We start from the raw sequence: 12,372 nt of genomic DNA, 5'->3' as shown, positions 1-12,372 counted from the left end.
AAGCGGGCTAGTACAACGTCAGGCTGACCGGCGCGAGCCCTTCAATGAGTCCGCGGGCCGTGCCCGCGCTCTGCGGAAAAAACATGCCGGTGTAGGAACCGGTGGTGACGACCATCTCAGGCGTGACCGCGATGCCGCGCGACGTGGCGTGATTGACGAGCCATGTCAGCAGGCGCCGCGGATCGCCGGCCGGATTGGCGGGCGTCGTCTCGACCACGTCACGCCCTTCGAAACTGAAACGGGCCGACGGCGCCACAAACGGAAAATCCTCGCGATACGGTGTAAATTCGCCGACGATCAGCGCACCGTGGTTCTGCAAATCCGCGAGTTGAGCGAGCTTGTCGACCGTGGGCCAGGCAGCGTAACGGCTCGCCACGATCTCGATGGTCGCGCCGATCGCGCCGATGCCTGCGTGCACGTCGGCTTCGCTATAGGGCGTGGTCGTTGGCTCGAAGCGGCGGCCGAAGCGGAATGCGATCTCCAGTTCGAGTCCCAGCGGCACGAAGGCGTCGCGCGGCAAGCGTGCGCCGTCGGCGTGCAGATCGTTCGCCGGCAACGGCGCGCCCTGGATCGGGCCGCTATCGGATTTCGCGCCGATCTTCCAGCCGCCGATCGGTGCGTCCAGCACGCGCAGGATGTCGTGCTGGATCGCGTAGGCGGCCGCGCCGTCGGCGGGCGTTTGCTCCGGCGGCAACGCGTCGAGCGTCAGGTGATGGCGGCGCGCGTCGGCGAGACGTTGACTCAGTGATGTTGTCATTGTTTTAAGACGAAGAGAGGGAACGGTGCAGTCTGCTTATGCACCCACGCCCGTGGTGGCGTGCGCTTTGTCGGCTGCGTTGAGTTCGAACTTGCTTTCCGGCTGCATGCGGAACGCGAGCACCACGCCGATCGCCATCAACAGCATGCTGCCGACGAACGGCAACTCCCAGCTGCCGAAGTAGTCGATCAGAAACCCGCCGACCACCGGCGAGATGATCGCGGCCAATGCCGAGCCGGTGTTCATCATGCCGCTCGCGGTGCCTGAGTATTCCGGCGCGATGTCCATCGGAATCGCCCACATCGGCCCGATCGTCATTTCGGCGAAGAAGAAGCCTGAGGCAAGACACGCCATCGACAGATACAGGCTGTGTGTGAACATCAGCGGAATGAGCGAGAGCAGACAGAACAGCATGCATACCGATACCATCCAGCTCCGGGCACGCTTCAGGCTGCGGGTCCGCGTGAAGATCCAGTCGGTCACGATGCCACCGAGCGTGTCGCCGAGTACACCGGCAAAGAACACCACGGATGCGAAGATCGCCGACTTTTGCAGTTGCAGGTGATAGCTATGCAGGAAGTACTGCGGAATCCAGCTGAGGAACAGCCACAACGTCCAGCCGTAGCAGAAGTACACGATCGTGACCGGCCACATGCGGCGAAACAGCTTTCCCCACGGCACACCGGCCACTTTGGGCTTCGGCGCGGGCAAGACGTCGAGTTCTTCGGTCGTGATACGCGGATGATCTTTCGGATGTTCGGTGAACGTGAACGACCACACCGCCACCCACAGCAGGCTGAACACGCCGCAGATATAGAACGATTCGCGCCAGCCCCACGTCGCCATCACCAGCACGATCAAGCCAGGCGCCACCGCATTGCCGATACGCGACGCCGCGTGAGTGATGCCCTGCGCGAAGCCGCGTTTCTCTTTCGCGACCCAGCGGGCCATTGCCGAGGTGGCGGCAGGAAACGTGGCGCCTTCGCCGAAACCGAGCAGCACGCGTGCCGCCAGCAATGAAACCAGCCCACCGGCGAGGCCGGTCAGCAAAGTCGCGACGCCCCAGATGGCGCCGCAGAAAATCAGCGTGCGCTTCGCACCGAAGCGGTCACTGACCCAGCCACCGATGATCTGAAAAATCAGATACGGATAGGCGAAGGCGGAAAACACGAGCCCCACTTCCGTATGGGAGAGGCCGAACTCCTTGCCGAAACCTGCTGCCGCGGTGCTGACGTTGACGCGGTCCAGGTAAGTGATGAAGTACATGATGCATAGCATCACTAGAACGATACTGGTCGCACTGCTCACACGAAACCGCTTCATCGTCTCTCTCCATTGCAGTCTATCGACGGCGCGCCTGGAATGGCGCGCTGCATCGCGCCCGTCAGCGGCATACGCTGCGGGAACATCGCATGTTGTTCAGGGGCCGCGTTCTACGCGCGGCTTCGTGAGGGAAGTGCTCCCGCCTTCCCTTGCTGCGAGATGCCTGTTGTTTGTTGCTTGTTGCGCTGACGCACCGATGTGCGAGGCGCCGGTCCGCGGCTGCACCGATGTGCGCTTTAGCGCCGTTACGGTGCCAATGCGCTGACGCGGCCGGGCGCTTAAGCCGCCGCTTTCAGACCCGATGCATGTGTCGGCTGGCTCAACCACTCCATAGCGGCAGGCAGGCCGCTGTCCTTGAGCGGCACGCCCGCGAGCCGCAGGCCCATTTCGCAACCGGCCAGCGTCGCCAGCAACATCAGGTCGTTACAGTCGCCGAGGTGGCCAATGCGGAACATGCGGCCTTTCATCTTGCCGAGGCCCGTGCCGAGCGACATGTCGAAGCGTTCGTAGATGACCTTGCGCACGGCGTCGGCATCGATGCCCTCGGGCATCATCACGCCGGTCAGCACCGGGCTATACACAGCCGGATCCGCACACTGGATCTCCAGCCCCCACGCGCGGACCGCGCGACGGGTGGCTTCGGCGAGACGTTCGTGACGGGCAAACACGTTGTCGAGCCCTTCGCCGAGAATCATCTCCAACGCCTCATTGAGCCCATACAGCAGGTTCGTGTTCGGCGTGTACGGCCAGTAGCCGGTCTTGTTCATCTCGACGATGTCGGTCCAGTCCCAGAAGCTGCGCGGCAATCTGGCGTGCTTGCTGGCGGCTAGAGCCTTCGGCGAGATCGCGTTGAAGCTGATACCCGGCGGCAGCATCAAACCCTTTTGCGAGCCCGACACGGTGACGTCCACGCCCCACTCGTCATGGCGATAGTCGGCGCAGGCGAGGCCCGAGATCGTGTCGACCAGCAACAGTGCTGGATGGCCGGCGGCGTCGATCGCACGGCGCACGGCGGCGATATCCGAGGTGACGCCCGTGGAGGTTTCGTTGTGCACGACGCACACCGCCTTGATCGCGTGCTGGGTGTCGGCGCGCAAACGCTCTTCGATCATCTGCGGCTGAACCCCGCGCCGCCAGCCTTCGATGCCAGGCAGGCCAAGAAACTCCGGCTTCAGCCCGAGGCTTTCCGCCATCTTTTTCCACAGCGTCGCGAAGTGACCGGTTTCGAACATCAGCACGTTGTCGCCGGGGCTCAGTGTGTTCGACAGCGCCGCTTCCCACGCGCCGGTGCCGGAGGCCGGATAAATCACGACCGGTTGCTGCGTCTTGAAGATTTTCTTGATGCCTTCGAGCACCTTCAGACCCAGTTCGCCGAACTCGGGACCGCGGTGATCGATGGTCGGGTAGCTCATCGCACGGAGAATGCGATCGGGCACCGGGCTCGGACCCGGGATCTGCAGGAAGTGACGGCCAGCGGGGTGAAAGTCTAGCTTGAGCATTGGGCTCCTCCGATTGAATTTTGCATGCAAAAAACTATATCAGAGGAACTGCGACGCCCCCAAGGCGAAAATCGCCTGTGAAGACCGGTGTTTACCCGCGCTCTTAACTAATGTGTGAGCTTCCGATAAAATCGCACTAATGTGATGGCGAGGGTTTTTGTATGCAAAATTCGGATTTCGACGCGGGTGTGGCCGCTTCCCCGCTGATGCCGAAGGTCGAGCGTCAGCGCTTGCACGACACGGTGGTGGAGCATATTCGCCGCTTTATCGTCGAGGGAGTGCTCGAGCCGGGCAAGAAACTGAACGAGCGTGAGTTGTGCGAGACGCTTGGGATTTCGCGCACGCCGTTGCGGGAGGCGCTGAAGGTGTTGGCCGCCGAAGGGCTGATCGAGATTTCGCCGAACCGCGGCGCGTCGGTGTCGAAGATGTCGGAAGCGGAGTTGCGCGAGACCTTCGAATTAATGAGTGGTCTTGAGGCTTTCTCCGGCGAACTGGCGGCGGAGCGAATGACGGCTGCCGAGCTTGCGGAGATCAAGGCGCTGCACTACGCGATGCTGGCTTGCCGGACGCAGAACGATCTGGCTGGGTACTACAGCCGCAATCAGGCGATTCACGACAAGATCAATGAGGCGGCGAGAAATTCAGCGCTGCGGCAGACTTATGTCGCTGTTAACCGGCGCCTGCAGGCGTTGCGGTTCCGGTCGAATTTTCAGATCCCCAAGTGGGATAGCGCGATTCATGATCACGATGAAATGTTGAAGGCGCTTGAGGCGCGCGATGGGAAGAAACTGAGCGCGATTCTTCGGCAGCATTTGCTGGATAAGCGGGATGCGGTTTTGCAAGTGCAGTCGCGGGAGGAGGTGGCGGGGTCGGTGTTGAAGGTTTGAGCGGATTTTGCTTTGGGGTGCGGCATGGGTTGCGCGCTTGCGGCGTTGGGCTTCTTCTGTTTTCCTATGTTGCAGGCCCGAAAGAAGAGGCGCGCTGCCTGGACAAAAACTTGTCCCCAGAAAATGTTGGCAAGGGTGTGGATAACACTCCGACAACAGCCCTAAGGCATTGATGTGAATACATTCCTGCAGGTTGCTCCTGGCAGCGTGTATGGAGCGGTCAACTATTGGGTTGGCGGTCTGTCGCTTGGTTCCTGCGTGACAGCCATGTACTGCTTGATGTCCGGCTGACCTAGCGCGATCGTGTTCAGTAATCCAACTCCAAGCTGTCGCGCGAATTCATCGTCAAGCTTGAAATCTTGTTCATCGGCCATCACGACGCCCATTCTCCCGGCGACGAGCGGGGCGAGATCGTTTGGATCAACGGTGTACACGATTAGTTGCTGTAGATTTTCGTTGTAGGTCAAAACCATGGGATACGGCGGATGTTTAGCCATCAATACCCCCTATCTTTCGAACGCTTTTGCTCTGCCCAGCGCAAGAAAATGCTTATTCCTCGGGTCGGCAAGCGTAGTGCATATGAGCTGATTCGTTATGCAGATACCGGTGAAGTCCGTCGACTCACAAGCATGCCCACTGAACCTTCAGGCTGCGCCCGCCCTGCACTCGGTCATGCGTGGGCGCGGCGACCTGCTGGGCGGATGCTAAGGTGGCTAGCCGTCCAAGGGGGACACCTAAAGTTACCCCAGATTTTGTTCGCAAGCCCGTGGACAATTGCCCTGCAACTGTATCAAGCCGTTGATGTGCAATACATTCTTGTGGACTGCATCGCAATCCGCAATGCGATCGGGGTGATTCAGCTGTACCGATTGCAGCCCATCATGCTGGCGCCCACGATTCACGCACTGCAATAGAGTACCCGTCGAGTAAACGGAAAAGGTGCAATCAATTGCACCCTTTCCGCATCTGATACATGTCTGCTTCAGTTTAACTTAGCCAACAATTTTGAAGCCGTCCCCTGGATCGATAAAAAATGGATAAAAGTCGCGGGCAAACGAAATAATATCTGGGGGGCCCGACAAAACGCCCATCTCCCATTTTCTATCTGCATATACGAACCAGTCTCCGGGGATCGGCAAGACGGCATATCGTTCTGAGTTCGCCCAAAGACAGTCCGCTGGGCTGTCGCCCGGGTCTTTTTGCCAAGCCTCAAAGAAGTCATCATCGGTATGTTCTGCACGATGTATAAAACCTGGATACTTGCCAAAATGAAAGTGAAAATAACAAAACGGGTCTGGCTTCATAACTAGCGAAGCAAAGTCCGCTGCGCCCTTGAACGCAAGCATGGCACGAATAAGCTCAAAGAACTTTTGAGTCGATATATCCACGGAATCAAAATAAAGCAACTCGGTCGATGGAATGTCGGCCAGCGTTGTCACACTCGTATTCGCACGCTCCCAAAGCGGTAAGAAGGTCGCAGAATCAACAATAAAGTCCATATCGCTCATTTTGGAAGTCGTATCTTAATTGTGCCGCGCGGTGCACCAGCAGGAACATACTCAGCGGTAGGATATCCCGCATTTGAATCTTCCCTGACGGTGTAGCGCGCTCCGTCCTTTGAAAAGATATCTGCTCTACCATCCTTACTAAGAGACTGCACATAGCCGCTCTCTACAAGGTTAGCCTCGAACTCCACCTTGTCAACATCAGTTCGAATGTTGCGAATACTGCCCCCCGTTGTGATGTCGGTATATTCTGAAGTAATCCGCCCAGGTGGAATCCCGTCCACCTCCGTCTCCGCCGCGGGCTTGCACATCTCCTTGATGCGCTCCCAGTTTTCCGCAACCTTCCTCGCTCCCTGACCGATGCCATACCTGACTACCGGGTTCTGCAGAAGCCGATAGACAAGAATGCGTAGACCACCGTCAATCAGTCCCGCCGAGAAGTGGCAACCACTGCACACGGTCGACGTGCCCAGGAAATTGTCTCCGAGCAACCGACTTGCGCCCTGGAGATTGGCGGGCGGCCCTACCGGAGAGTCACCGTAGTTGTAGTTATCAATCCACTGATTGATCTCATCGCTACCGATCGGAATATCCGTTCCATCGTTCAGGTCAAGAACACTGCCGTTCTTCGCAACGGTGCCTGTACGTGAAACGACCTGGCCGTCCGGTGAATAACCGAACTTGACCTTGAACACACGGCGGATACCACCGTTCGCCGGACTCGCATATTCATTGAACTTGAAGAGGTCAATACGAGCACGCCGGTCGTAACGAAGATAAAAGTCTCCCGTCGGGTTATAACCGTACAGAACACGGTGAGCGGCATCGCGCGAGATCATCTCCGTCACGTCAAGATCGCTTCCCAAAGCGATAATGGCAAACGCATTGCCAGTGGCGTCGCGAGTGATCCTCCACTGTGCCGTGACTTTTCCGTCAGCCATCTGCTGAACGAAGGCGAGACGATTCCTTGCGTCGTAGGTCATCCCGTACGCGATCGTCACGCCGTCCGCCTTTCCAGCGTCGAAGGCACTGGCGCCGGTCGCGTCGTTAGTCGGTGTCTCACTAACCCCAGTCGCATTGCCGTTCGCGTCATACACGAAGGACTGCATCAACTTCGGTGACGCAATCATCGACGGACGCAGACTGGTTGCGTCGGCATAGCGGATCGTGGAGATCGATGTGCCTGACGCATTTTTCACTGTCGCCCGAACTGGTCGCCCGGTGTCGTCGTAGCTGTACTCGGTGGTGCCGCCGCTTGCGTCAACATCCTTCAGCAGATTGCCCGACGCATCCCACGCAGAGTTGCTGTCGCCTGCAGCAGACGTGGTCCCGGTAGGCCGCAGCACCCCGCCAATCGACGACATATTCAGCGTAGTCGCGCCTTTCCGCCCCGTGATAACGGTCGAACCCGTGCTGTAGGCGAACTGCGCGTTCTGCGTGGCGATGGGATGGCTAACCCCCACCGCACGACCCTGCGCGTCATAGCTCCACGTCGCAATGCGGTTACCAGCTTCATCAATCTCGCCAGTCAGCGCATTCTTGCAGCGCGTGTCGTCGTAGACATAACGATGGACATAGCCATCAGGCCAGGTAACAAAGACAAGATTGCCATTCGCGTCATACCCGTATTGCGTCATGCGGCCCAAGGGATCATTCAGGCGTGACAGCCGGTTCTTGTCGTCGTAATCGAGGCGAAGCGCAATGTCGTTATTCGCGTCCGTGCCTGCTGCATGCTGCGTGATCGTGGTCAGCAGCCCTGAGCCGTCATAGGTCAGCGTTCTGACAAATCCTGTCTTCGTGCTCTCCGAAAGCAGAACGCCTTGGGCCGAATATGATTCGACGGTATCGGTCTTGAGATCGGTCAGCGTCCATCCGGAGCCGCTCTGTGTCAGTGCAAGACCGGTAAAACCCGCTGTACGCCAGGTGCCGGCTGACCAGTTGAATGTGACTGGTTCACCGTTCTCGCGATACGCAAGCACTTTGGACGAGCTACCGCTGTTGGCGTTTGCGAGTCCCAGGTTGCGTTGCCAGTTATGGAACCAGACCGGTCCCATAGCCGTGGCGGAACTGCCCAGTGACCTCGACCGGTAGGTCCGTGTGAACCGCATCGGAATGTCATCGCCGCTGACAAAGTCCGCTTCAGTCAGGGTGACAGCACCATTGCCTGGATACACCGGGTCAGCGACGGGGCAGCTCGCTTCGGGTTCTTCATTAGTCGGTGTAGCGCACCACGCGTCGATAAGCGGCAAGCTAACGCAGTTGTAGTACTGCATGCCACCTGGTACACCCGCATAGGCATCCCACCGGCAGGTGGGTGAGCCTGGTTTTGCGCCGGTTGCTGCCCACACCGCATTGCAATCAGCCGCATTGGCGCCAAACGCAAGGATGAGCAGCATGAATGCAGCCAGCAGACGCATCGCCATGCCCGCTGGACTCCCAGTAATTCCGTTGTTTTTCATAGTCATCCTTATTGGTTGTACTTGTTTGAAGCCTAAGCACCCTATAAGGAGCATTCCACTCCCACTATCCGACAATTCCTAAAATTACGAATGCCCTGGATTTGCACAACAAATGCTTTCGACGACGTTCACAACAACCCGTAGGAGATCACGCAGCCACCTGTCAGACATCACCGCCTGCCGTCAGCGATAACGGAAAGCGGTATCGCCGACGGCTCACCCGCAAGCAGAAACACCTTCGTGTGATAAAAGGAAACCCTCCCCCCTTTTGCCACCCATCGAGGCCCCGCATGTCCTCCGTCATGGCCTTCAAACTCGTCCTGCTGTCGCTTGCCGCAATGATCGGCCTCGAACTGCTCGCCAAGCGGCTGCGGCTACCTCCCGCCGCGGCGCTTCTGGTCGGCGGAGCGGCGATGGCCTTCGTGCCTGGATTGCCGCCCATCAACCTCGATCCCGAACTGGTCCTGATCGTGTTCCTGCCGCCACTCCTGATGGATGGCGCGTACTTCTCCGTGTGGGACGAATTCAAGCGCAACATTGGCGGCATCCTGCTGCTTGCCATCGGTGCCGTCGCGTTCACCACCCTCGCCGTCGGCCTGGTCGTCCATTGGGTCGTGCCGGCGTTGCCGTGGGGCGCATGCTTCGCGCTCGGCGCGATCGTCTCGCCACCGGACGCGGTCGCGGCAAAAGCCGTGCTTGAACGCGTCGCGTTGCCGCGTCGATTGATGGTGCTACTCGAAGGCGAGAGCCTGCTCAACGACGCCGCTGGCATCGTCCTGTTCCGCTTCGCCGTCGCGGCAGCGCTAACCGGCACGTTCAGCACGCAACATGCGATTGGACGGTTTGCGGTGCTTGGGCTGGGTGGCGTCGCGGTCGGCATCGCAGTCGGCTTCGTGGTCGTCAGGTTGCTGCGCTATCTCGACGACGCCTACCTGATCATCACCGCGTCCGTACTCTCCGCGTGGATCAGCTATATCGCAGGCGACATGCTCGACGTGTCAGGCGTGATCGCCACCGTCAGTTGCGGCATGGTGCTGGGCTGGCACCAGCACGAAGTCTTTTCGGCCTCGGTGCGCACGCGCGGCACGGCCTTCTGGCAGGTCCTGATCTTCCTGATGGAAGCCTTGGTGTTCATTCTGATCGGGCTGTCGCTGCGCGGCGTGATCGTGCGGCTGGGGGGTGTCGGCGACACGTTGATCATGTTTGCCCCCGCCGTCGGCGCGGTGATCGCGGCAGTCGTGCTGTCGCGCTTCATATGGGTGTTCGCCGTCGAATCGTTGAAGGGACTGCTGTGCAGCGTGATGCGCCGCAAGGACGCGACGCCTGACTGGCGCTCGGCCACCGTCACGAGCTGGGCAGGGATGCGCGGCGTGGTCACGCTTGCCATCGCCTTGTCATTGCCTGAAACAATGCCCGGGCGCGATCTGATTCTGGTCGCCTCGTTCGCGGTCATCCTGGTGACGGTGTTGGGCCAAGGCACGACAATTGGACCGTTGATCAAGTGGGTCAATCCTGATCATGCGTCCGAGCGAAATGCGCGGCATCTGAACGAGCCGCAAGCGTGGGCGCGGCTGGAGACAGCGCAGCTCGCCGCGATTCAACCGCTGGTGCACGGGCCGGACGGCAGTGTGATTCATCCGCGATTGCTGGAGCAGTACAGCTATCGCGCACGCATGACCGAGGCCTATCAAAACGAAGCCGCCTATCCTTCCGAGGTCCGCGCGGCGCATTACGACGTCGTCCTCGCCGCCATTTCCGCAGGACGCGCGGAACTATTGCGTATGCATCGAACGGGTCTGATTCATGACGAACTGCTGACCATTCTCGAACACGATCTGGATTTGCAGGAAATCGCGGCGCTGCATGGCCGAGGATGAGCGTCGGCCGCCAGCATCGCGTTTGCAATGCACCGCCGCGCTCTGTCACTGTCGACGTAAGCGCAGGCGATCTGCGAACGTGAAAACGCCTCTTAATCCCTCCACGCCGACCCAAGAATCATCGTGCAAAAATTCTCACGATGGTAATGCGGGTCTTTCAGCGCCAGCACGTCCGCTTTCACATTGCCGAAAGTCGTCTCCGGTTTATGAATCGTGCCGTGCGCGAATGCATCGATGATGCCTTCCTTGAAATGCGCGCCGCGCGGATGCGCATGCGTGACCTCATGCCGTTGCTGTTCGCTGAACTCGTCGTAAGCGAGACCGAGCACGTCCATTTCAACGCCCGCCGTGACAAGTGCGACCACCGGCTTCATATACTGCGGAATGCCAGGCGTCGTATGCAGCGCGATCGAATTCCACACCTGCTCGATATCGTCTTCGCCGATACCGTGCCGCTGCAGAAAATCCCGCGCCGCGTTCGCGCCATCCACTTCGAATCGATCATGCTCGCTGCTATACGGTGCGACGAGTCCCATGTCATGAAACATCGCACCGATGTACAGCAGTTCTGCGTCGTATTTGAGTTGCTTGCGCGCGCCGGCCAGAGAACCGAACAGGAACACCCGGCGCGAATGGTGATACAACAGTTCGGTTTCGGTATCGCGCACGAGTTGCGTCGCTTCGCGCGCCATCACGCTGTCGGGAATCTGGATGCCTGCGATCGTGGTCATGTTAAGTGCTCCGTGAAAGGCTTGAATAAACTGGACGCGCAGTCTTTGTGAGGCGATCACGCGTTTGGTATGCTGGTCCGCGATGCGCTTTGTGAGCGTTCAGGCAACGCATCCGATAAAGCCCAGTATTGGTCAGCGCGCTGTCTCGGGCAATCGCCGTGCACCGTCGAACACTGCCAAACGCACCACGTTGACTGCCGCGGCCTGCGGACTTCGTCCATCGTCAAAGGAAATTATTCGATGCCTACCGTCGCGATCGCGATTTTTCCTGGTGTGCAGGCGCTCGACGTCGCCGGTCCGTTCGATGTGTTCTCCGAAGCCAATCGGTTCATCGCGCCGCAGGATCGCTACGAGGTCACGCTGCTCAGTGCGGAGCCGGGGTCGCTGCGTGCGTCCAACGGCATGACGCTGACCGCCGACGCTACTTTCGACAAGGCGCGCCGCCCGTTTGATCTTGCGCTGGTGGCGGGCGGCCCCGCGCTGCCCAACGATGCCGCGCCGGACCCACGGTTGCTGGAGTGGTTGTCGCAAGCCGCCACGCAATGCGAGCGCTATGGCTCGATCTGCACCGGCGCATTCGCACTCGGTCACGCCGGACTACTCGACGCGCGCAATGTCACCACGCACTGGCAACACGCGGCGCAGCTCGCCGAGCAATTTCCGCAAGCACGTGTCGATTTCGACCGGATCTATCTGCGCGACGGCAACCTGGTCACGTCGGCGGGCGTGACGGCGGGCATCGATCTGTCGCTTTCGTTGGTCGCCGAAGATCACGGGCCACAGACGGCGCTTGCGGTCGCCAAACGCCTGGTGGTCTTTGCACAGCGGCAAGGCGGGCAGTCGCAGTTCAGCCCCTACCTGATCGCGTCAGCCGACGAAACTTCACCGGTCGCCAAAGTGCAGGCGCACGTAATGGAGCGGATTCGCGAAAGCTTCACGGTCAAACAGCTGGCGGATGTCGCGGGAATGAGCGCCCGGAATTTCGCCCGCGTATTCGTGCAGGAAACCAAGGTGACGCCGCACGAATTCGTCGAACGTGCACGCGTGGATGCGGCGCGCAAGTTGCTGGAGAGCAGCGGCGCGGCGCTCAAGACGATTGCCTACGACTGCGGTTTCGGCACGGCCGACCGGATGCGCATTGTCTTCGCAAAACGGATCGGCGTCACGCCGATGCAATATCGCGAGCGCTTTCGCTCTGCGTGATGAAAACATGATGGCGATGTGGAGAGCGTTTGACGGTGCCGGAAACACGCTGCAGGGGAACATCTAGCGCGCCGCCGGAATGTGCACTGGAGGACAGACAGCACCGCTGCAAGCATCAGACATAGCGTGAG

10 protein-coding genes are annotated in these 12,372 nt (G+C 59.6%); 3 read left to right on the top strand and 7 right to left on the bottom strand.

Annotated elements, in window-relative coordinates; translation table 11 throughout:
• Positions 1–7: 7 nt before the first annotated feature.
• From PQQ95_RS18210 to PQQ95_RS18200, 3 genes are all read right to left on the bottom strand, one after another.
• Positions 8–757: a 2-keto-4-pentenoate hydratase gene (locus PQQ95_RS18210; RefSeq protein ID WP_408438871.1), complete on the bottom strand. Its 750-nt coding sequence runs from the start codon at positions 755–757 to the stop codon at positions 8–10.
• A 36-nt stretch (positions 758–793) separates the two neighbouring features.
• On the bottom strand, positions 794–2,080 hold the full coding sequence (locus PQQ95_RS18205; protein WP_408438870.1) for an MFS transporter: 1,287 nt from the start codon (positions 2,078–2,080) through the stop codon (positions 794–796).
• Between the two features lie 278 nt (positions 2,081–2,358).
• Entirely contained in the window at positions 2,359–3,579 is a 1,221-nt protein-coding gene (locus tag PQQ95_RS18200) for a pyridoxal-phosphate-dependent aminotransferase family protein (RefSeq protein WP_408438868.1), read from the bottom strand.
• A 161-nt stretch (positions 3,580–3,740) separates the two neighbouring features.
• On the opposite strand from PQQ95_RS18200, the gene PQQ95_RS18195 reads away from it, so the two are divergent.
• Positions 3,741–4,466, top strand: a complete 726-nt coding sequence (locus tag PQQ95_RS18195; RefSeq protein WP_408438866.1) for a GntR family transcriptional regulator — start codon at positions 3,741–3,743, stop codon at positions 4,464–4,466.
• 224 nt (positions 4,467–4,690) lie between these two features.
• Here PQQ95_RS18195 and PQQ95_RS18190 read toward each other — a convergent pair whose 3' ends face one another.
• The 3 genes from PQQ95_RS18190 to PQQ95_RS18180 all read right to left on the bottom strand — a co-directional run bounded on the left by PQQ95_RS18190 (position 4,691) and on the right by PQQ95_RS18180 (position 8,430).
• On the bottom strand, positions 4,691–4,963 hold the full coding sequence (locus PQQ95_RS18190) for a hypothetical protein (protein WP_408438865.1): 273 nt from the start codon (positions 4,961–4,963) through the stop codon (positions 4,691–4,693).
• Positions 4,964–5,458: 495 nt separating this feature from the next.
• Complete coding sequence (locus tag PQQ95_RS18185; RefSeq protein WP_408438863.1) at positions 5,459–5,974, bottom strand: hypothetical protein; 516 nt, start codon at positions 5,972–5,974, stop codon at positions 5,459–5,461.
• Positions 5,971–8,430, bottom strand: coding sequence for a DUF6531 domain-containing protein (locus PQQ95_RS18180; RefSeq protein WP_408438861.1), 2,460 nt, complete (start codon positions 8,428–8,430; stop codon positions 5,971–5,973). Before PQQ95_RS18180 ends, PQQ95_RS18185 begins: the two co-directional genes overlap by 4 nt.
• Positions 8,431–8,720: 290 nt before the next feature.
• Between PQQ95_RS18180 and PQQ95_RS18175 the strand changes: the two genes are divergently transcribed.
• Positions 8,721–10,307, top strand: coding sequence for a Na+/H+ antiporter (locus PQQ95_RS18175; RefSeq protein WP_408438859.1), 1,587 nt, complete (start codon positions 8,721–8,723; stop codon positions 10,305–10,307).
• 92 nt (positions 10,308–10,399) lie between these two features.
• Here the strand turns inward: PQQ95_RS18175 and PQQ95_RS18170 are convergent, their stop codons facing one another.
• Positions 10,400–11,038: an HD domain-containing protein gene (locus PQQ95_RS18170; protein WP_408438857.1), complete on the bottom strand. Its 639-nt coding sequence runs from the start codon at positions 11,036–11,038 to the stop codon at positions 10,400–10,402.
• A gap of 240 nt (positions 11,039–11,278) precedes the next feature.
• On the opposite strand from PQQ95_RS18170, the gene PQQ95_RS18165 reads away from it, so the two are divergent.
• Positions 11,279–12,241 (top strand): GlxA family transcriptional regulator, encoded by a 963-nt coding sequence (locus tag PQQ95_RS18165; protein ID WP_408438855.1) that lies wholly within the window; start codon positions 11,279–11,281, stop codon positions 12,239–12,241.
• Positions 12,242–12,372: the final 131 nt, after the last annotated feature.

The organism is Paraburkholderia caffeinilytica, from assembly GCF_046030355.1.
GTDB lineage: Bacteria > Pseudomonadota > Gammaproteobacteria > Burkholderiales > Burkholderiaceae > Paraburkholderia > Paraburkholderia caffeinilytica_B.
The sequence above is the reverse complement of the archived record's forward strand: the minus strand, read 5'-3'. Positions and strand labels throughout refer to the sequence as shown.